Source organism: Bartonella sp. AP65SXKL, from assembly GCF_042195725.1.
GTDB lineage: Bacteria > Pseudomonadota > Alphaproteobacteria > Rhizobiales > Rhizobiaceae > Bartonella.
Genome location: NZ_JBHIOW010000008.1, coordinates 1 through 19,981 on the forward strand (window position 1 = coordinate 1; position 19,981 = coordinate 19,981).

Consider the following 19,981-nt stretch of genomic DNA (forward strand, 5'->3'; position numbering starts at 1 on the left):
GAGGAAATCGAGATTATCGGTATTCGTCCAACGTCTAAGACGACGGTTACAGGCGTTGAAATGTTCCGCAAGCTTTTGGATCAAGGTCAAGCGGGTGATAATATAGGGGCTCTGCTACGTGGTGTTGATCGTGAAGGGATTGAGCGTGGTCAAGTATTGGCAAAGCCAGGATCCGTTACACCTCATACACGTTTTAAAGCAGAAGCTTACATTTTGACAAAAGATGAAGGTGGGCGTCATACACCATTTTTCACGAATTATCGCCCTCAGTTTTACTTCCGTACGACGGATGTTACAGGTATTGTTACGCTTCCAGAAGGAACGGAAATGGTTATGCCAGGTGACAATGTTGCGATGGATGTTTCGTTGATCGTTCCGATAGCGATGGAAGAGAAACTTCGTTTTGCTATTCGTGAAGGTGGTCGTACTGTTGGTGCCGGTATCGTCTCTAAGATCATTGAATAAATAATGCTTGTTGAGTGCTTTGATTATTGAAGGCACTTTGTATAACAGGGAAATAAAGAGCATGAACAGTCAGAATATTCGCATTCGCTTGAAAGCGTTTGATCATAGAATTCTTGATACGTCGACGCGTGAGATCGTATCGACTGCTAAACGTACCGGTGCAAATGTCCGTGGTCCCATTCCGCTTCCGACGCGGATTGAGAAGTTTACGGTCAATCGTGGACCGCATATCGATAAGAAAAGTCGTGAGCAGTTTGAGATGCGAACACATAAGCGTCTTCTTGACATTGTTGATCCAACGCCGCAAACAGTGGATGCGCTTATGAAGCTCGATCTTTCTGCTGGTGTGGATGTAGAAATTAAGCTCTGAGGTTTGAGGACAGAAGGAACAGACCCGATGCGTTCAGGTGTAATAGCACAGAAGCTGGGCATGACCCGTATTTATAATGATGCTGGTGAGCATGTGCCGGTGACGGTACTTCGTTTGGAGAATTGTCAAGTCGTTGCTCAGCGTACAGTTGAAAAGAATGGTTATACTGCTGTTCAATTAGGTGTAGGCTTTGCTAAGGTTAAGAATACTTCACAAGCTCTTCGTGGACATTTTGCTAAGGCTTCTGTTGAGCCTAAAGCCAAAATAGCAGAGTTTCGTGTGAGTCCCGACAATCTTCTTGATGTTGGTACTGAGATTACAGTGGAACATTTTGTTCCAGGACAAAGAGTTGATGTGACTGGTACCAGTATTGGTAAGGGGTTTGCTGGTGTTATGAAACGACATAACTTTGGTGGACATCGTGCTTCTCATGGTAATTCGATTACACATCGTGCTCATGGTTCTACAGGGCAGTGCCAAGATCCTGGTAAAGTTTTTAAAGGTAAAAAAATGGCTGGCCATATGGGGCAAGTGCGTGTAACAACACAGAATATTGAAGTTATTTCCACTGATAGTGAGCGTGGTTTAATTTTAGTGCGTGGTGCTGTTTCTGGTTCTAAAGGTTCTTGGATTTTGATACGGGATGCTGTGAAGAAGCGTCTTCCTGATAATGCTCCAAAGCCTGCTGGTATTCGCCGTCTTGTGAAGGAGAAAGCGGAAATGGTTACTCCGGTGACGGAAACCTCTGAGGTTGAGGGAGCCTAATAATGGATCTTGTAATTAAAACTCTTGATGGTAATGAAGCTGGCAAATTAAAGGTTTCTGAAGCTATTTTTGATCTTGTTCCGCGTGAGGATATTTTGCAACGTGTTGTTCGTTGGCAGCTTGCACGTCGTCAGCAGGGAAGTCATCAATCCCAAGGTCGTTCTGATGTGTCGCGAACAGGGGCAAAAATGTTTAAACAGAAAGGAACTGGGCGTGCTCGACATTCATCTGCACGTGCACCGCAGTTTAGGGGTGGGGGTAAGGCACATGGACCGGTGGTTCGTAGCCATGCGCATGATCTTCCTAAAAAGATTCGTGCTCTTGGGTTACGTCTTGCTTTATCTGCAAAATTAAAAGCAAAAGATTTAATTATTGTGGATGAGTTGACTGTTAAGGATGCTAAAACGAAAATGCTTGTTTCTCATTTTTCTAAGCTTGGATTTAATAACGCTCTCTTGATTGATGGTAAAGAGATTGATATTAACTTTTTTCGTGCAGCCTCTAATATCCCTAATATTGACATTTTGCCTATTCAGGGAATTAATGTTTATGATATTTTGCGTCGCAGCAAACTTGTTTTATCAAAAGCAGCTGTTGAGGCTCTTGAGGAGCGTTTTAAATGACAGATCTTCGCCATTATGATATAATTATTAGTCCAGTTATTACTGAAAAGGCGACTATGATTTCTGAATATAATCAAGTTGCTTTTAATGTCGCGCCGAAAGCGACGAAGCCTGAGATTAAGGCTGCTATTGAAGCGCTTTTTAGCGTAAAAGTTAAAGCAGTTAACACGATAGTCCGTAAGGGTAAAGTGAAGCGTTTCAAAGGTATAGTTGGTCGGCAGAGTGATGTCAAAAAAGCGATCGTAACTCTGGCCAGTGGTCAGACTATCGACGTTTCGACAGGTCTTTAAGAGGCTCGGAGATAGGAATAATGGCACTTAAGCAGTTTAATCCAACGACACCTGGGCAGCGTCAGCTTGTTATTGTGGAACGTTCTTGTCTTTATAAGGGAAAACCTGTAAAGATGTTAACTGAAGGTTTGTCTTCAAAGGGTGGACGTAATAATCGCGGTCGTGTTACTGCTCGTTTTCAGGGTGGTGGACATAAACGTAGTTATCGGTTTGTCGACTTTAAGCGTCTTAAACGTGATGTTTCAGCAAAGGTTGAGCGTTTAGAATACGATCCTAATCGTACCGCTTTTATTGCTTTAATCCGCTATGAGGATGGGCAATTGAGTTATATTCTTGCACCACAGCGTCTTGGTGTTGGTGATTCTGTTATGGCTGGTTTAAATGTGGATGTTAAACCAGGTAATGCTATGCCTCTTGCTAATATGCCTGTAGGTACAATTATTCATAATGTTGAGATGAAGCCAGGGAAAGGCGGACAGATTGCACGTTCAGCAGGTGCTTATGCGCAGTTGGTTGGACGAGATCATGGTATGGCTATTCTTCGTTTAAATTCTGGTGAGCAGCGTTTGGTTCCGAGTAGCTGTTTTGCAACTGTTGGCGCTGTTTCAAATCCTGATCATGGGAATATTAATGATGGTAAGGCGGGGCGGTCACGTTGGCGTGGTAAACGTCCACATGTTCGTGGTGTTGCTATGAACCCCGTTGATCATCCACACGGTGGTGGTGAAGGTCGTACATCGGGGGGGCGCCATCCAGTTTCTCCCTGGGGTAAACCTACGAAAGGTAAGCGTACGCGCTCCAATAAAGCCACTGATAAATTTATTATGCGTACGCGTCATCAACGCAAGAAATGAGAAAGGTAGTCTGAGGTGGTTCGTTCAGTGTGGAAAGGTCCGTTTGTTGACGGCTATCTTCTTGGTAAAGCAGAGAAGGTACGTGCAAGTGGGCGCAACGAAGTTATAAAAATATGGAGTCGTCGCTCTACTATTTTACCGCAATTTGTTGGTTTAACTTTTGGTGTTTACAACGGTAATAAGCATATTCCTGTTTCTGTTTCTGAAGAGATGGTTGGGCATAAGTTTGGTGAGTTCGCTCCTACCCGGACTTATTATGGTCATGGTGCCGATAAGAAAGCGAAGAGGAAGTAGGAATGGGAAAAGCTAAAGTTTCGCGCCAGCTTAAAGATAATGAAGCAAGAGCTGTCACGCGGACAATTCGTGTTAGTCCGCAGAAGCTTAATTTAGTTGCTGCAATGATTCGTGGTAAAAGAGTTAATGTAGCGCTCGCTGATTTGATGTTTTCACGCAAGCGAATTGCTGCTACTGTGAAAAAAACGCTTGAATCAGCAATTGCAAATGCAGAAAATAACCACGATCTTGATATTGATTCGCTTGTTGTGGCGGAAGCTTATGTTGGTAAGTCGATAGTGATGAAGCGCTTTCATGTTCGTGGTCGAGGGCGTGCTAGTAGAATTGAACGTCCATTTTCGCATCTTACTGTTATTGTTCGTGAAGTTACCGAAAAAGTGGAGGCCGCGTAATGGGGCAGAAGATCAATCCAATAGGACTTCGTCTTGGTGTTAATCGGACTTGGGACTCTCGTTGGTATGCTGATAGTGGTGAATATGGGCGCCTTCTTCATGAAGATTTGAAAATTCGTTCATATGTGCTTGAGGAACTTAAACAGGCGGCTATTTCTAAGGTTGTTATTGAGCGTCCTCATAAAAAGTGTCGTATTACAATTCATTCTGCACGTCCTGGTTTGATTATTGGTAAAAAGGGTGCTGATATCGAAAAGCTTCGTCGTAAACTCTCAGAAATGACGGATGCTGAAACTTCATTGAATATTGTGGAGATTCGTAAACCGGAGATTGATGCGACAATTATTGCGCAATCAATTGCTCAACAGTTAGAGCGTCGTGTTGCTTTTCGTCGTGCAATGAAGCGTGCTGTTCAGTCTGCTATGCGTCTTGGTGCGGAAGGTATTCGTATCAATTGTTCTGGCCGTCTTGGTGGTGCTGAAATTGCTCGTATGGAATGGTATCGTGAAGGTCGTGTTCCACTTCATACCTTGCGTTCTGATGTTGATTACGGTACAGCAGAAGCTAAGACCGCTTATGGTATTTGTGGTATTAAAGTTTGGGTCTTTAAGGGTGAGATTCTTGAGCATGATCCGATGGCTTCAGAACGTCGTGCTACGGAAGCTGATCAATCTGGTTCTTCATCGAATCGTCGCCGCGAAAATGCTTAGTTTTTGAGATTGAACTAAAATTTGGAGTAGAGAACAATGTTGCAGCCAAAGCGCACAAAGTTCCGTAAACAGTTCAAAGGCCGTATTCACGGTTTTGCGAAGGGTGGTACGGATTTGAATTTCGGTGCCTACGGTTTGAAGGCTGTTGAGCCGGAGCGGGTTACTGCTCGTCAAATTGAAGCGGCGCGTCGTGCGATTACACGTTATATGAAGCGTTCTGGTCGTGTGTGGATTCGCATTTTTCCAGATCTTCCGGTTACATCTAAACCGACTGAAGTTCGTATGGGTAAAGGTAAGGGAAGTGTTGATTATTGGGCTGCACGTGTTGCTCCTGGGCGCGTCATGTTTGAGCTTGATGGAGTTCCGGAGGATGTTGCACGTGAAGCACTAAGATTGGGTGCTGCAAAGTTGCCTATAAAAACGCGTTTCATCCAGCGTATTGCTGAATAATGAGGTTATAAGCGATGAGAGCCACAGAATTACGGGCGCAAACGCTCGACCAAATGAAAGATGAATTGGCTAAGTTAAAGAAAGAGCAATTTAATTTGCGTTTTCAAAAAGCAACAGGTCAATTAGAAAAGACTGCGCGCGTTAGACAAGTTCGTCGTGATATTGCGCGTATTAAAACTTTTCTTCGTCAAAAGATAAGTGAAAGTAAGGTTTAAGGAAATAAGAGATGCCTAAACGCGTTTTGCAGGGTGTTGTTATTAGCGACAAAAGTGATAAGACTGTTGTTGTCAAAGTTGAACGCCGTTATTCTCATCCGCTTCTTAAGAAGACTGTTCGGCAGTCTAAAAATTATAAAGCGCATGACGAAAACAACCAATTCAAGATTGGGGATCAAGTTTCTATTCAGGAATCTAGACCAATTTCGAAAGATAAATGTTGGATTGTTGTAAAAGACAATGTAGCGTAATGAGTTAAGCTTATTGTTTTAGAATTTAACAGTGTGGTTATCATTGATAAATTTGAAGGCGATAACTTTATCGTTATTTGGCAGGCAAATCCGAGTGTGTAAAAGATTCAATCGGATATATGTGTTAAGAGAAGGTGGCCAGTCATGATTCAGATGCAAACAAACCTCGACGTTGCTGATAATTCTGGAGCGCGTCGTGTCATGTGCATCAAAGTGTTAGGCGGTTCAAAGCGGAAATATGCTTCGGTCGGTGACATTATTGTTGTTTCGGTTAAGGATGCAATTCCTCGTGGCCGTGTTAAAAAAGGTGATGTTATGAAAGCTGTTGTGGTTCGTACTGCTAAGGATATTCGTCGCGCAGATGGTAGTGTCATTCGTTTTGATAGTAATGCTGCGGTTTTAGTAGATAATAAAAAAGAGCCGATCGGTACTCGTATCTTTGGACCTGTTCCCCGTGAATTGCGTGGTAGGAATCATATGAAGATCATCTCGCTTGCTCCTGAAGTTCTGTAAGGAGTAAATGTTATGCAGAAGATTCGAAAAGGTGATAAAGTTGTTGTTTTGTCCGGTAAGGATAAAGGATGTAGTGGTGAAGTAATTAAGGTTAGTCCAAAAGAGAATAAGGCTTTTGTTCGTGGGATTAATATGATTAAACGTCATCAACGTCAAACGCAGAAGCAAGAAGCTGGAATTATTTCTAAAGAAGCTCCGATTCATCTGTCTAATTTGGCGATTGCTGATCCTAAAGATGGTAAGCCTACACGTGTAGGCTTTCGTATGAATGCAGATGGTAATAAAGTTCGTTTTGCCAAGCGTTCGGGAGAGTTGATTAATGGCTGAGGAAAGACAAATACCGCGTATGAAAGCGCATTATTTTGAAGTGATTCGTAAAGTGCTTCAAGAGAAGTTTAATTACAGAAATGCGATGCAAATTCCGCGGATTGATAAAGTTGTAATAAATATGGGGATAGGTGAAGCAACTGCTGATTCGAAGAAGCCTTCCCTTGCCGCTGAGGATTTAGGGCTAATAACGGGTCAGAAGGCTGTTGTTACGCGTGCGCGTAATTCTATTGCGACCTTTAAGGTTCGTGAAGGAATGCCTCTTGGGGCTAAAGTTACATTGCGTAAAGATCGTATGTTTGAGTTTTTAGATCGTCTTGTGACGATTGCTCTTCCGCGGGTTCGTGACTTTCGTGGTTTAAATCCAAAGAGTTTTGATGGTCGTGGCAATTTTGCTATGGGTATTAAAGAACACATTGTGTTTCCAGAAATCAACTATGATAAAGTTGATCAAATTTGGGGTATGGATATTATCGTTTGTACGACAGCAAAAACGGATGATGAAGCTCGTGAGTTATTGCGTGCTTTTAATTTTCCTTTTCGTTCGTAACGGCAAACGTAGTGAGGTGAAATTATGGCCAAAGTAAGTGCCGTTGAAAAAAATAAGCGTCGTGAGGTGATGGTAAAGCGCTATGCTGCCCGTCGTGCACGTTTGAAAGCAATAGTTATGGATCAGAAGGTTTCTCTTGAAGAACGTTTTAAAGCTTCTGTTCAGTTGGCAGAGTTGCCGCGTAATTCTTCGAAAGTTCGTATTCGTAATCGCTGTGAGGTTTCAGGTCGTCCGAGGGCTTATTATCGTAAATTAAAAATGTCGCGAATTGCGTTGCGTGAGCTTGGCTCTATTGGCTATATTCCTGGTATTGTAAAGTCTAGTTGGTAAGAGGAGATTATTTAATGTCTATGTCAGATCCTCTTGGTGATATGCTAACACGTATTCGTAATGCACTTGGTCGTAAAAAAGGTAAAGTAGTTACTCCAGCTTCGAAGCTTCGTGCGCACGTTCTTGATGTTCTTCAGTCGGAAGGTTATATTCGCGGATATAATCGAATTGATTTAGGTGATGGGAAAGCTGAAATTGAAATCGAATTGAAGTATTTTGAAGGGCTGGCTGCTATTCGTGAGATTTCACGTGTATCAAAGCCAGGGCGTCGTGTGTATGTTTCTGCTAAGTCACTTCCTCAGGTGGCAAATGGCCTTGGTATTTCGATTTTATCGACTCCTAAAGGCGTCATGGCAGATCATGAGGCGCGTGAACAGAATGTTGGTGGAGAACTCCTTTGTCGTGTTTTCTAAGTTATGTCAAGAAAACGGAAGAAAAAGTAGGTTAGAACAATGTCTCGTATTGGAAAGAAACCCATTTCAATTCCTTCTGGAGTTACTGCTACTGTTGAAGGACAGCTGGTTAAGGCAAAAGGTCCAAAAGGTGAGCTGAGTTACGTCGTCAATGATGAAGTCTTAGTCAAACTTGAGGAGAATATCATATCAGTTATGCCGCGGGATCAGTCAAAAGATGCGCGTTCTAAATGGGGTATGTCGCGCTCAATGATTGAGAACATTTTTTGTGGTGTGAAAGATGGTTTTGAAAAGAGGTTGGAGATTAATGGGGTTGGTTATCGTGCTGCTTTGCAGGGTAAGGATGTTCAACTATCTCTGGGCTTTTCGCATGATGTGGTTTATAAAGTTCCGTCGGGTGTTACTGTGACTGTTCCTAAGCCAACGGAAATTGTTGTTTCTGGAATTGATAAACAGCAAGTTGGACAAGTTGCAGCGGAGATTCGTGAGTATCGTAGGCCTGAGCCTTATAAAGGTAAAGGTGTTAAGCATGCAGATGAACGTATCTTCCGTAAAGAAGGTAAAAAGAAATAAGGATTTTGTATTATGGTTTCATCTAAGGACATTATCCAACGTCGTGCAAGGCGTGTTCGTCGTAGAATTAAAATGGTTTCTCATGATCGTCCTCGGCTTAGTGTTTATCGTTCAAATCAGAACATTTATGCTCAAGTTATCGATGATTTGCGGGGATGTACACTTGTTTCAGCCTCTACTCTTGAAAGTGATTTGAAAAAATCGTTAAAGAGTGGTGCTGATAAAAAGGCGGCCTTTGCTGTTGGTAAGTTAATTGCTGAGCGTGCGAAGAAAGCGGGTGTTAATGAGGTGGTTTTTGATCGTGGAGCGTATGTGTACCATGGTCGCGTCAAAGCTTTAGCTGAAGCTGCTCGTGAAGGTGGTTTGAATTTCTAAAATTTCTTATTTATGAATGAGTAAGGAGAGTTTAGAGTATTTCGTTTAAGTTCTTCCAGTTTGATGAGGGACTTTGTTATCGTGCTTCCGGAAAAGAAAAAGGAATGAGGAATGGCACAAAAAGAACGTGGTGAGAGAGAAGAACGCGATAATGAATTTGTCGATAGGCTCGTTCATATCAATCGTGTTGCTAAAGTTGTAAAGGGTGGTCGGCGTTTTGGTTTTGCTGCTCTTGTTGTCGTTGGAGATCAAAAAGGGCGTGTGGGTTTTGGACATGGTAAAGCCCGTGAAGTTCCAGAAGCCGTTCGTAAAGCAACGGAATCTGCGAAACGTGGGATGATTTATGTTCCGCTTCGGTCTGGGCGTACATTGCATCATGATCTTGAAGGTCGTCACGGAGCTGGGCGTGTTTTGCTACGTTCGGCTTCTGCTGGTACTGGTATTATTGCTGGGGGACCGATGCGTGCTATTTTTGAAGCTCTTGGTATGCAGGATGTCGTTGCAAAATCACTAGGGTCGTCGAATCCTTATAACATGGTTCGTGCAACATTTGATGCATTGAAACATCAAATGCATCCTAGAGATATTGCTGCTCAACGTGGTATAAAGTATTCGACTTTGCAGGCGCGTCGTCGCCATTTAGTCGACCTAGAAGGGTAGTTTCTGAGATTATCAGAAAAGGAATTAGGAAATGGTTCAGAAAAAATCTCAGAGTGGTAAAACTGTGACGGTGGAACAAATTGGAAGCCCTATTCGAAACTCACAGATTCAGCGTGCAACCTTAAAGGGGCTTGGACTAAATAAAATGCGTCGTCGGCGCGTTTTAGATGATACACTTTGTGTGCGGGGTATGATTGCTCGGGTTCGGCATCTTGTTCGCGTTATAGATGAAGGTTAAGGGTTGCGGGAGTATTAGATATGAAACTCAATGAACTGCGTGATTGCGAAGGCGCAACAAAAAATCGTAAGCGTGTTGGGCGTGGTATTGGTTCCGGTACGGGTAAGACTGGTGGTCGTGGTGTAAAAGGGCAAAAGTCACGTTCTGGTGTTTCCCTTAATGGTTTTGAAGGTGGGCAAATGCCCATCTATCGTCGTTTGCCAAAACGTGGATTTAGGAATTTCTTTGCTAAAACCTACAATGAAGTTTCACTAGGACGTATTCAGTTGGCAGTTGATGCAGGTAAGTTGAATATTGAAAAGCCTGTTGATATGGTTTCTTTGAAAGAGGCTGGTATTATTCGTCGTGAAAAAGATGGGGTTCGTCTTCTTTCTGATGGTGATTTGAAGGCTAAGATTACCTTTCATGTTTCTGGTGCTTCACAAGCTGCTCGTGTTAAGATTGAAAAAGTGGGTGGCCAGGTTATTCTTCCTGATATTGCTCGATAATTTTTTGATATGAATAGAGACCTAAAGAAGAATAATATCTGTTTTGTGGGATCTTTTGTGGAGAATTGTTTAAGTTCTGCATTTGTTTGTGTATGCATATATGAATTTTAGGATTATACTTCTGTGATTTGAAGAACTGGAGTGTAAAGTGGAGACGTTTTATGGCATCAGCAGCAGAGCAATTTGCTTCCAATATAAATTTCGGCACCTTTTCGCGTGCAACTGAATTAAAGAAGCGCATCTGGTTTACTCTGTTGGCGCTTCTTGTATATCGTTTTGGCACTTACATCTCTCTTCCAGGTATCAATATCGATGCTTTGCGGCAAACATTTGAACATCACGCGTCGGGTGTATTAGGACTCTTTAATATGTTTGCTGGAGGTGCCGTTGGGCGTATGGCTATTTTTGCGCTGGGTATCATGCCTTATATATCTGCATCTATTATTGTGCAATTGTTAACATCTATTATTCCTTCTTTGGAAACTCTTAAAAAAGAAGGGGATTTAGGTCGTAAGATTATCAATCAATATACGCGTTATGTAACAGTCGTATTGGCAATTCTACAAGCTTTTGGTATTGCGGTTGCGCTTGAAAGCGGTATAGGGTCGGGGCTTCAAATTGTTTTAGAACCAGGTCTTATGTTTCGTATTTCTTCTGTTATTACGCTTGTTGGCGGAACGATGTTTCTTATGTGGCTTGGCGAGCAAATTACGTCACGTGGTATTGGTAATGGGGTTTCTCTTATCATTTTTACAGGGATTGTAGCCAACTTTCCTTCTACTTTTGCTCAGCTTTTGACAGCTCATAGTCAGGCTGATTTATCAACTTTTCTTTTAATAGGAATCGTTCTTATTGCTGTTTTGGTTATTGGGCTTATTGTTTTTATAGAGCGTGCGCAACGACGAATTCTTATCCAATACCCGAAACGTCAGGTCGGTAATCAAATGTTTCAAGGAGATATGTCGCATCTTCCTTTAAAATTGAATACTGCTGGTGTTATTCCACCTATTTTTGCTTCATCTTTATTATTATTACCTGCCACTATTAATAATTTTTCTGATAAAATGCCACAATGGGTTCAGGAGATTTCTTATGCTCTTGGTCATGGACAGCCACTTTATATGATTGTTTATGCATTTTTAATGGCGTTTTTTTGCTTTTTTTATACAGCTATTGTGTTTAATCCAAGTGATACTGCAGATCAGTTGAAAAAACATTCTGGTTTTATTCCAGGGATTCGTCCAGGTGAGCGTACAGCCGAATATATTGATTACGTTTTGACGCGTATTACTGTTGTGGGCGCTATTTATATTATCTTGGTTTGTTTGTTACCTGAATTTATGATATCTGCATTACAGGTTCCTTTTTATCTTGGGGGAACATCCTTGTTGATTGTTGTTACTGTTACACTTGATACGGTTGCTCAAATTCAGGGGCATCTTGTTGCCCACCAATATGAAGGGTTGATAAAAAAATCAAAACTTCGTGGAGGTAGAAGGAATCGATGAGAGTTATTCTTTTAGGTCCTCCTGGAGCGGGAAAAGGTACGCAAGCAAAAATGTTGACTGAGGAATATAACATTCCTCATTTATCAACAGGGGATATGTTGCGTGAGGTGATTGCCAAAGAAACGGAGATTGGTAAAAAAGCTAAAGCTATTATAAGTTCTGGTGCTTTGGTACCTGATAGTATTGTTAATCAAATCGTATCAGATCGGATTGATGAAGCTGATTGTGTAAACGGTTTTGTTTTGGATGGATATCCGCGAACTGTGGGGCAAGCAGAAGCGTTGCAACAGATACTGGATTCAAAAAATATGCGGCTTAATGCTGTTATTGAATTGTGTGTTGATGAAGACGTGTTGATTGAACGTATGAAGAAGCGCGTTGAGGAAACAATAGCGACTGGTGGACAGGTTCGTTTAGATGACAATCCTGTTGCTTTTGCAAAAAGATTAGTAGAATATCGTGAAAAAACAGCTCCCTTATCAAAATTTTATTCAGAGAGGGGAATGTTGAAGGTTATTGATGGAATGATTGGTGTTGCTGAAGTGACACGTATGATTAGAGGGTTTCTTTCATGAGATTTTTTTTTAGAAATAAATGAAAAGAGTTGACTTTTGAGATGAAATCTATCAAAAGTGAATTTAATTTATTTTAGTGAAATAATAGGATTCGGAAGAATTTTTTTTCTGAGTCTATTTTTTTCTGTAAAGTATATCAGGTATTTTATAACAATTTGTCAAAATAACTAAGGAGAGTAGGCGTGGCTCGTATTGCTGGCGTCAATATCCCGACAAATAAGCGTGTAATTATTGCGCTTCAATATATCCACGGGATTGGACCAAAATTTGCTCAAGAAATTATTGAAAGAGTTGGCATTCCTTTGGGGCGTCGTGTGCATGAGCTTTCAGATGCTGAGGTGCTGCAGATTCGTGAGGCAATAGATCAGGGGTATCAAGTTGAAGGTGATCTTCGTCGTGAGGTTGCTATGAATGTTAAGCGTTTGATGGATCTTGGTTGTTATCGAGGATTGCGTCATCGCCGGTCTTTGCCTGTCCGAGGACAGCGTACACATACGAATGCCCGTACACGTAAAGGTCCGGCTAAGGCAATCGCCGGTAAGAAGAAATAAGGGCCTTTGTGGGAGGTTTTTTATATATTCTTTTTCTTGTTTGATTTTTTTTGGCAAGGAAAAAAGGTGGAGCTGCTGATGTTACGGCAGTGATGAGATCGTTGAAAGGGAAATTATGGCCAAGGAAGCCACACGTGTTCGTCGTCGCGAACGTAAAAATATTTCATCGGGTGTTGTGCATATTAATTCAACATTTAATAACACAATGATTACTATTACTGATGCTCAGGGTAATGCAATTGCTTGGTCATCTGCGGGAGCTCAGGGGTTTAAAGGTGCGCGTAAATCGACACCTTTTGCTGCTCAAGTTGCTGCGGAGGATTGTGCAAGAAAAGCGCAAGAGCATGGTATGCGTTCTTTGGAAGTTGAAGTTTGTGGACCTGGATCAGGGCGTGAATCTGCTTTACGTGCATTGCAATCTGTTGGTTTTGTCATTACTTCTATTCGCGATGTAACACCAATTCCTCATAATGGATGTCGTCCGCGGAAAAGGCGGCGTGTTTAATTGGGTGTTGTTTTTTGTTGTCGGAGATTTCTCTGATGTTCACATTGGTCGTTACGATTGAATGGTAACGGAACTAAAGAACGGGAATAAAAATATGATCCAGAAAAACTGGCAGGAACTTATTAAACCCAATAAGGTTGAATCATGTGCACATGATAATCCAAATATTATAAGTGTGATTGCTGAACCTCTTGAGCGTGGTTTTGGTTTAACGTTAGGAAATGCGCTTCGTCGCGTTTTGTTATCTTCGCTTCGTGGTGCTGCTATTACTGCTGTGCAGATTGACGGTGTTTTGCACGAATTTTCATCGATTCCAGGTGTGCGTGAGGATGTTACGGATATTATTCTGAATATAAAAGAAATTGCGCTTCGTATGGAAGAAGAAGGGCCTAAACGTGTCGTCGTTTATAAAGAGGGGCCTGGTGTCGTGAAAGCGGGAGATATCAGTACAGTTGGGGATATGGAAATTCTAAATCCAGATCATGTTATTTGTACTCTTGATGAAGAAGCTGAAATTCGTATGGAATTTATTGTCAACACAGGAAAGGGGTATGTGCCATCTGATCGTAATTGTGTTGATGATGCACGTATAGGGCTTATTCCAATTGATAGTCTTTATTCACCTATCCGTAAGGTATCTTATAAAGTAGAAAATACACGCGAAGGTCAAGTTCTCGATTATGATAAATTAACGCTCACGATTGAAACAAACGGTGCTGTTAATGGTGAGGATGCTGTTGCTTTTGCAGCACGCATTCTTCAGGATCAATTATCGTTATTTATTAACTTTGAAGAGCCACAGAAGGAGCCTGTTGAAGAGGCTGATTCTGAGCTTTCTTTTAATCCTGCACTTCTCAAAAAAGTGGATGAATTAGAACTTTCAGTTCGTTCGGCAAACTGTCTTAAGAATGATAATATTGTTTATATTGGTGATCTGATTCAAAAAACAGAATCTGAAATGCTTCGGACACCGAATTTTGGTCGCAAATCGTTGAATGAGATTAAAGAAGTTTTGGCGTGTATGGGTTTACATCTTGGGATGGAGATTCCTGCGTGGCCGCCTGAAAACATTGATGATCTTGCAAAACGTTATGAAGATCAATATTAAAATTAGAATTTAAGGAGAGGGCTTATGCGCCATAGTAAGTCAGGACGCAAGTTGAACCGTACTGCCAGTCACCGTAAAGCGATGTTTGCAAATATGGCAACTTCGTTGATCGAGCATGAGCAGATTGTGACAACGCTTCCAAAGGCTAAAGAAATTCGTCCTATTGTTGAAAAACTCGTTACTCTTGGTAAGCGTGGTGGTTTGCATGCGCGTCGGCAAGCTATTGCAGCACTTCGTGATGCAGGAAAGGTTGCAAAATTATTTGATACGCTTGCGCCACGTTATGCATCACGCAACGGTGGGTATTTGCGTATTATGAAAGCGGGGTTTCGTACCGGTGATAATGCGCCCATGGCTGTTATAGAATTTGTTGATCGTGATGTTGAAGCGAAGGGTGCTGGGGATCGTGCTCGCATGGAAGCTTCTGAGAATGAAAAGGGAACATCTTCGTAGAGTTTTTTATTCTGTTGGATTTTTAAAGGCCGCCTTGTCTTGGGCGGTTTTTTTGTGAGCATTTTTAAGTTTGTTTTAGTTGAGAAATAGGTGCAGAGAGAAAATTATAGAATATTGAATTATCTTATTTTTATAATATTTATTGTTCAAATAGGTTGTTTTTATTCTCTATTATGAAATATTAATAGAGGTCCTTAATTTGCGGGGATACGTTTTTTTATTCTATTAATCTTCAACAGAATGTGCTGATTTTATAAGGAGTGGATTATGAGGTATTCTTTTTGGGTGCGGATTTTTTTTGCAATTATGATGCAGATATCATTTGATCATGTATATGCTCATGTTCCTCAAACACAAACAGAAATCACCCTTTCATTTGCTCCTTTAGTTAAAAAGACAGTTCCATCTGTTGTAAATATTTATGCAGCTCGACAAATTAGAGCTCGATCACCTTTTGAAGGCGATCCATTTTTTGAGCAATTTTTTGGTCGTTTTCAAAATAAATTTCCTGTTCGTAAGCAATCGTCATTAGGATCAGGGGTGATTGTTGATGCACGTGGTTTGATCGTTACAAATTACCACGTCATTAAAGATGCAAGCGAAATTAAAGTGGCTTTTTCTGATGGACGGGAGTTTGAGAGTAAGGTCGTGCTCAAAGATGAAGCAACTGATATTGCAATTCTTGAAGTTAAGGAAAAAGATGCTCAATTTCCGGCTCTTTCTTTGGGAAATTCTGATACTGTTGAAGTTGGTGATCTTGTTCTTGCTATTGGTAATCCCTTTGGTGTTGGTCAAACAGTTACAAGTGGTATTGTTTCAGCGCAAGCGCGTACACGTGTTGGGATTTCTGATTTTGACTTTTTTATTCAAACAGACGCAGCCATTAATCCAGGGAATTCTGGTGGCGCTTTAATTGATATGAAAGGTCAGTTAATCGGAATTAATACGGCTATCTATTCGCGTTCCGGTGGTTCTGTAGGGATTGGTTTTGCTATTCCAGTTAATCTTGTAAAAGTGATGCTTGATACTGTTAAACGCGGTGGAAAATATTTTGTGCCGCCTTATATTGGGGCTTCTTTTCAAAATGTTACAGCTGATATTGCTGGTGGTTTAGGTTTAGAACGTCCCTATGGTGCTCTGATTATTGAAGTTATCAAAGATAGTCCTGCTGAAAAAGCTGGATTGAAAGTAGGTGATGTTATTTTGAGTGTGCAGGGGGTACGCGTTGACAGTCCAGATAGTCTTGGTTATCGTTTGATGACAGCTGACGTTGAGCATAGTCTTGCCTTGGAATATTTACGAAGTGGAAAAACTTTAAAAACACAAATAACAGTTTCATCAATATCAGAAACTGCATTTTTAAAATCTGAAAAAATTACGGGTGACAGTCCTCTTGCTGGTGCTGAGGTGTTAGATTTAACACCGCAAAATAGTCGACGTTTTCATCTTCCTATATCTGCAAAAGGGGTTGTGATTACCAATCTTGACGAAATGAGCAATGCAGCTGGAATTTTTCAGTCAGGAGATATTCTACGTGTTGTAAATGGCCATAAAATTCAAACAGTTCATCAGTTGAAAAAGGTTCTTATGCAAGGTCGCTCAAATATGTGGCAATTGGAATATGAACGTGATGGTATGTATATTCGCCAATTTATTCGTTGAGGTTTTTTTTTGAAGAAAGATTTTTTTACTTCGTCGTTTGATTTTCAAGTTAATAAAAATCAGCCACTTGCAGAAAGAATGCGCCCTTGTTCTCTCAATGATGTTGTGGGACAAAAGCATTTGATTGGAGAGGATGGTTTGCTTTCACGTATGGCGGCAACAGGCTCAATTGGATCGATGATTTTTTGGGGACCTCCAGGGACGGGAAAAACGACCGTTGCACGTTTGTTAGCCCTTGAAACAAATTTCGCGTTTGAACAGGTTTCTGCTATTTTTACAGGAGTTTCTGAACTTAAAAAGATTTTTGAAGTTGCGCAGAGGCGTTTTATATCTGGGGATAAAACACTTCTCTTTGTTGATGAAATTCATCGGTTTAATCGTGCACAGCAGGATAGTTTTCTTTCTGTGATGGAAGAGGGTACTGTGGTACTTATAGGTGCAACAACCGAAAATCCTTCTTTTGAACTGAATGCTGCCCTTCTTTCGCGTGCACGTGTTTTAACATTTCTTTCTCATGATCATGAAAGTTTGGACATGCTTTTGAGGCGTGCTGAAGAAGTGGAGGGAAAAACTCTTCCCTTGGATAATGATGCCAGAGACGTTTTGATAGAGATGTCTGATGGTGATGCGCGGGTTGCGTTAACATTGGCAGAGGAAGTTTGGTCTATTGCGCCATTGGGAGAGATTCTTGATGTTGTTGCTTTGCAAAAAGTTATTCAGCGTCGTGCGCCTATTTATGATAAAGGACGAGATGGGCATTATAATCTCATTTCAGCGTTGCATAAATCCGTTCGTGGATCTGATCCTGATGCTGCGCTTTATTATTTGGCACGTATGTTGGATGCTGGTGAAGATCCTCTCTATATTGGGCGAAGATTGGTTCGTATGGCCGTTGAAGATATTGGTTTGGCGGATCCTCAAGCTCTTGTCATTTGTAATGCAGCAAAAGATGCCTATGATTATTTAGGATCACCAGAAGGAGAGTTGGCCTTGGCGCAAGCATGTCTTTATGTTGCAACTGCGCCAAAGTCAAATGCAGCATATCTTGCGTATAAAGCAGCACTGCGTTGTGCACGCAAAAATGGCTCTTTACCACCTCCTAAGCATATTCTTAATGCTCCTACGAAATTTATGAAGGAAGAAGGGTATGGAAGTGGTTATTGTTATGACCATGATGAACCAGATGCTTTTTCAGGACAAGAATATTTTCCCGAAAAACTTGGACGTCAGAGTTATTATAAACCAGTTGAGCGTGGTTTTGAGCGTGAAATTGTGAAACGTCTTGAGTGGTGGCAACAGTTGCGCAAAAAACGTAAAGATCAAAATAAAATTTGAGTTGAAATACGTTTTTTATTGATCTCTTATGTTATTGTATGAGAAATTTAGCTTATATTTTAAACAATTTATTGCATTGCTTGTAGAGATTTTTTTGATATCTTCAAAAGTGCATATTTTTTCAAATTTAAATATATCATTCAACTTTTAAGCTGCTTTATTTTTTTTGGTTTTATTAAATAATATATTGACTTATAATGATAATTGACTGTTTCGTAAGTTGAATGAAAGTTTCAAATACCGTAAATTTCTCTCATCCCAAGTCTGTTATTTGTTGAAGCAATCAAGTTATTCGCTTGCATGTTACAAGCAGGATTAGCGTGTGATAAAAACTGTACAAGAAAGGACTAAAAATCCCTCCTATGAATTGTCTCAAGTGCCGAGAGCTGTTGCAATATTGGAGGATGATAAATAGTGTGATGGTGCCGGCTTGCTCCTTCTATAGAGTAAAGATGGTGGTGCCTAAAGGGTTTTGCAGTATACCACATTCATAGGTATTGTCACAAAATGAGCTTGGAAGTTTTGAGAGATGTTTCTTAAATCAAGTGCATGAATATGCAACACAATAGCGTTTTGTTCTTCGATGCAATAGGGTATGAGGTTGATTGATGATGCGTTTTTTGTGTGATCAATAGCGGGAGAATTCTTAGTCTCTCAAGTATTTAATCAAAGGGATAAGCAGAAGGGTTGTAGAACATTGTGTTTAAAATTAAATTGTTCCTTTTCTAGAGAGATATAAATATGTTAACTATGCTCCCATAGAGATATTACTTTATTGGAGTTTATTATGTGTCATAAGATAAGCAATGCCAATTCTTTATTGTGATGGCCATGAATGTTTATGGACATAATGTGGAGATAGGAATGGAAATAGTCTGTGAAACTCTAAACTCAAGCCTTTAGTTAAATTAAAAGACAGTATACACTAAAGTTTTAGGTTATTATGAATTCGGTCAAGGATATAATCGTGGATAAAACAAAAGCTCTCGATGCTGCTCTCTCACAAATTGAACGTTCTTTTGGTAAAGGCTCGATTATGCGTCTTGGGCAAAAAGAGCAGGTTGTTGAAATTGAAACAATTCCAACAGGGTCGTTATCCTTGGATATTGCTTTAGGGATTGGTGGATTACCGAAGGGGCGTATTGTTGAGATTTATGGACCAGAAAGTTCTGGGAAAACAACATTGGCTCTCCATGCTATTGCTGAGGCACAGAAAGGTGGTGGGATTTGTGCTTTTATTGATGCAGAGCATGCGCTTGATCCTATTTATGCGCGTAAGCTTGGTGTTGATTTAGAAAACTTGTTCATTTCTCAGCCAGATACCGGTGAACAGGCATTGGAAATTACAGAAACGTTGGTTCGTTCTGGTGCCGTTGATGTGCTTGTTGTGGATTCTGTCGCAGCTTTAACACCGCGAGCAGAAATTGACGGTGAAATGGGTGATGCTTTGCCCGGATTGCAAGCTCGGTTAATGAGTAAAGCGTTACGAAAATTAACCGCAGCAATTTTTCGCTCTAACTGTATGGTTGTTTTTATTAATCAAATTCGCATGAAAATTGGTGTGATGTTTGGTTCTCCTGAAACGACAACGGGTGGAAACGCTTTAAAGTTTTATGCTTCTGTTCGTTTAGATATTCGTCGCATTGGATCCATTAAAGATAGGGATTCAATCGTTGGTAATCAGACGCGCGTTAAAGTGGTGAAAAATAAATTGGCACCTCCATTCAAACAGGTTGAGTTTGATATTATTTATGGTGAAGGTATTTCCAAAGTAGGTGAATTGATTGATTTGGGTGTCAAGGTTGGTGTTGTTGAAAAATCTGGTGCATGGTTTTCTTATAATTCTCAGCGTTTAGGGCAGGGGCGTGAGAATGCAAAGCAGTTTTTACGTGAACATGTGGAAATAGCTACAGAGATTGAAGCAGCTTTGCGCCAAAATGCTGGTTTGATTGCGATTGAATTGTTAGAAAATGCAGGGTCAGAAAATATAGAAAGTGATGAAGCCATTTGATGGGGGGGGTCGTCTATAATTTTTTTTCTTTAAGATTTTTCTGTTTTTTTGTTTGAGTTTTTAAATACGCAGTCATTTTTTTCTCAATTTTTTAAAACAAATATTCCATTTTTGATTAAATTGACTC

31 protein-coding genes are annotated in these 19,981 nt (G+C 40.7%); all 31 read left to right on the top strand.

Features of this window, described 5'->3' with window-relative positions:
- On the top strand, positions 1-465 hold a 465-nt coding region (locus tag ACFIMP_RS05985), incomplete at its 5' end, for an EF-Tu C-terminal domain-related protein (RefSeq protein ID WP_375677724.1).
- 61 nt (positions 466-526) lie between these two features.
- On the top strand, positions 527-835 hold the full coding sequence (rpsJ, locus tag ACFIMP_RS05990; RefSeq protein ID WP_005773267.1) for a 30S ribosomal protein S10: 309 nt from the start codon (positions 527-529) through the stop codon (positions 833-835).
- A gap of 27 nt (positions 836-862) precedes the next feature.
- Positions 863-1,600: a 50S ribosomal protein L3 gene (gene rplC, locus ACFIMP_RS05995; RefSeq protein WP_273791404.1), complete on the top strand. Its 738-nt coding sequence runs from the start codon at positions 863-865 to the stop codon at positions 1,598-1,600.
- A 2-nt stretch (positions 1,601-1,602) separates the two neighbouring features.
- A complete protein-coding gene (gene rplD, locus ACFIMP_RS06000; protein WP_375613145.1) occupies positions 1,603-2,223 on the top strand; it encodes a 50S ribosomal protein L4 in 621 nt (206 codons plus the stop codon).
- Positions 2,220-2,513, top strand: coding sequence for a 50S ribosomal protein L23 (locus ACFIMP_RS06005; protein WP_273723987.1), 294 nt, complete (start codon positions 2,220-2,222; stop codon positions 2,511-2,513). Before rplD ends, ACFIMP_RS06005 begins: the two co-directional genes overlap by 4 nt.
- Before the next feature lie 20 nt (positions 2,514-2,533).
- Entirely contained in the window at positions 2,534-3,367 is an 834-nt protein-coding gene (gene rplB / locus ACFIMP_RS06010; protein ID WP_375611474.1) for a 50S ribosomal protein L2, read from the top strand.
- Between the two features lie 15 nt (positions 3,368-3,382).
- Complete coding sequence (rpsS, locus tag ACFIMP_RS06015) at positions 3,383-3,661, top strand: 30S ribosomal protein S19 (RefSeq protein WP_004855734.1); 279 nt, start codon at positions 3,383-3,385, stop codon at positions 3,659-3,661.
- A gap of 2 nt (positions 3,662-3,663) precedes the next feature.
- Positions 3,664-4,053, top strand: coding sequence for a 50S ribosomal protein L22 (gene rplV, locus ACFIMP_RS06020; protein WP_273791407.1), 390 nt, complete (start codon positions 3,664-3,666; stop codon positions 4,051-4,053).
- Positions 4,053-4,763, top strand: a complete 711-nt coding sequence (gene rpsC / locus ACFIMP_RS06025) for a 30S ribosomal protein S3 (RefSeq protein WP_273791408.1) — start codon at positions 4,053-4,055, stop codon at positions 4,761-4,763. The genes rplV and rpsC overlap by 1 nt, the downstream gene beginning before the upstream one ends.
- Positions 4,764-4,799: 36 nt before the next feature.
- Positions 4,800-5,213, top strand: a complete 414-nt coding sequence (gene rplP / locus ACFIMP_RS06030) for a 50S ribosomal protein L16 (RefSeq protein ID WP_375611475.1) — start codon at positions 4,800-4,802, stop codon at positions 5,211-5,213.
- A 14-nt stretch (positions 5,214-5,227) separates the two neighbouring features.
- On the top strand, positions 5,228-5,428 hold the full coding sequence (rpmC, locus tag ACFIMP_RS06035) for a 50S ribosomal protein L29 (RefSeq protein WP_375606714.1): 201 nt from the start codon (positions 5,228-5,230) through the stop codon (positions 5,426-5,428).
- A gap of 11 nt (positions 5,429-5,439) precedes the next feature.
- The gene (gene rpsQ, locus ACFIMP_RS06040; RefSeq protein ID WP_012231991.1) at positions 5,440-5,679 is read left to right on the top strand and encodes a 30S ribosomal protein S17; all 240 of its coding nucleotides are present in this window, start codon (positions 5,440-5,442) and stop codon (positions 5,677-5,679) included.
- Positions 5,680-5,823: 144 nt separating this feature from the next.
- Entirely contained in the window at positions 5,824-6,192 is a 369-nt protein-coding gene (gene rplN, locus ACFIMP_RS06045) for a 50S ribosomal protein L14 (protein WP_004855715.1), read from the top strand.
- Between the two features lie 12 nt (positions 6,193-6,204).
- The gene (gene rplX / locus ACFIMP_RS06050) at positions 6,205-6,519 is read left to right on the top strand and encodes a 50S ribosomal protein L24 (protein ID WP_015856579.1); all 315 of its coding nucleotides are present in this window, start codon (positions 6,205-6,207) and stop codon (positions 6,517-6,519) included.
- A complete protein-coding gene (gene rplE / locus ACFIMP_RS06055) occupies positions 6,512-7,069 on the top strand; it encodes a 50S ribosomal protein L5 (RefSeq protein WP_375611477.1) in 558 nt (185 codons plus the stop codon). The genes rplX and rplE overlap by 8 nt, the downstream gene beginning before the upstream one ends.
- Before the next feature lie 24 nt (positions 7,070-7,093).
- On the top strand, positions 7,094-7,399 hold the full coding sequence (gene rpsN, locus ACFIMP_RS06060; protein ID WP_273791412.1) for a 30S ribosomal protein S14: 306 nt from the start codon (positions 7,094-7,096) through the stop codon (positions 7,397-7,399).
- A 14-nt stretch (positions 7,400-7,413) separates the two neighbouring features.
- Positions 7,414-7,812, top strand: a complete 399-nt coding sequence (gene rpsH, locus ACFIMP_RS06065; RefSeq protein WP_375613142.1) for a 30S ribosomal protein S8 — start codon at positions 7,414-7,416, stop codon at positions 7,810-7,812.
- 39 nt (positions 7,813-7,851) lie between these two features.
- Positions 7,852-8,385 (top strand): 50S ribosomal protein L6, encoded by a 534-nt coding sequence (gene rplF, locus ACFIMP_RS06070; protein WP_273791413.1) that lies wholly within the window; start codon positions 7,852-7,854, stop codon positions 8,383-8,385.
- Positions 8,386-8,397: 12 nt separating this feature from the next.
- Positions 8,398-8,760, top strand: a complete 363-nt coding sequence (gene rplR, locus ACFIMP_RS06075) for a 50S ribosomal protein L18 (RefSeq protein ID WP_273791414.1) — start codon at positions 8,398-8,400, stop codon at positions 8,758-8,760.
- Between the two features lie 111 nt (positions 8,761-8,871).
- Complete coding sequence (gene rpsE, locus ACFIMP_RS06080; RefSeq protein WP_015856574.1) at positions 8,872-9,420, top strand: 30S ribosomal protein S5; 549 nt, start codon at positions 8,872-8,874, stop codon at positions 9,418-9,420.
- Between the two features lie 31 nt (positions 9,421-9,451).
- Positions 9,452-9,658: a 50S ribosomal protein L30 gene (gene rpmD / locus ACFIMP_RS06085; protein WP_375611481.1), complete on the top strand. Its 207-nt coding sequence runs from the start codon at positions 9,452-9,454 to the stop codon at positions 9,656-9,658.
- Between the two features lie 20 nt (positions 9,659-9,678).
- Entirely contained in the window at positions 9,679-10,146 is a 468-nt protein-coding gene (gene rplO / locus ACFIMP_RS06090) for a 50S ribosomal protein L15 (protein WP_375613141.1), read from the top strand.
- A 161-nt stretch (positions 10,147-10,307) separates the two neighbouring features.
- Positions 10,308-11,654 (top strand): preprotein translocase subunit SecY, encoded by a 1,347-nt coding sequence (secY, locus tag ACFIMP_RS06095; protein WP_375611483.1) that lies wholly within the window; start codon positions 10,308-10,310, stop codon positions 11,652-11,654.
- Positions 11,651-12,229, top strand: coding sequence for an adenylate kinase (locus ACFIMP_RS06100; RefSeq protein WP_375632413.1), 579 nt, complete (start codon positions 11,651-11,653; stop codon positions 12,227-12,229). Before secY ends, ACFIMP_RS06100 begins: the two co-directional genes overlap by 4 nt.
- 182 nt (positions 12,230-12,411) lie before the next feature.
- Positions 12,412-12,780 carry a 30S ribosomal protein S13 gene (gene rpsM / locus ACFIMP_RS06105; RefSeq protein WP_026500557.1) on the top strand — a complete coding sequence of 123 codons (369 nt, stop codon included), beginning with the start codon at positions 12,412-12,414 and terminating at the stop codon, positions 12,778-12,780.
- Between the two features lie 115 nt (positions 12,781-12,895).
- Complete coding sequence (gene rpsK, locus ACFIMP_RS06110) at positions 12,896-13,285, top strand: 30S ribosomal protein S11 (protein ID WP_007347762.1); 390 nt, start codon at positions 12,896-12,898, stop codon at positions 13,283-13,285.
- A gap of 94 nt (positions 13,286-13,379) precedes the next feature.
- A complete protein-coding gene (locus tag ACFIMP_RS06115) occupies positions 13,380-14,393 on the top strand; it encodes a DNA-directed RNA polymerase subunit alpha (RefSeq protein WP_375611485.1) in 1,014 nt (337 codons plus the stop codon).
- A gap of 24 nt (positions 14,394-14,417) precedes the next feature.
- Positions 14,418-14,846, top strand: coding sequence for a 50S ribosomal protein L17 (rplQ, locus tag ACFIMP_RS06120; protein WP_273791421.1), 429 nt, complete (start codon positions 14,418-14,420; stop codon positions 14,844-14,846).
- Positions 14,847-15,113: 267 nt separating this feature from the next.
- The gene (locus tag ACFIMP_RS06125; RefSeq protein ID WP_375686132.1) at positions 15,114-16,508 is read left to right on the top strand and encodes a DegQ family serine endoprotease; all 1,395 of its coding nucleotides are present in this window, start codon (positions 15,114-15,116) and stop codon (positions 16,506-16,508) included.
- A 9-nt stretch (positions 16,509-16,517) separates the two neighbouring features.
- Positions 16,518-17,843, top strand: a complete 1,326-nt coding sequence (locus ACFIMP_RS06130; RefSeq protein WP_375613137.1) for a replication-associated recombination protein A — start codon at positions 16,518-16,520, stop codon at positions 17,841-17,843.
- A 967-nt stretch (positions 17,844-18,810) separates the two neighbouring features.
- Positions 18,811-19,854: a recombinase RecA gene (recA, locus tag ACFIMP_RS06135; protein ID WP_273791424.1), complete on the top strand. Its 1,044-nt coding sequence runs from the start codon at positions 18,811-18,813 to the stop codon at positions 19,852-19,854.
- The last annotated feature ends 127 nt before the right edge of the window (positions 19,855-19,981 follow it).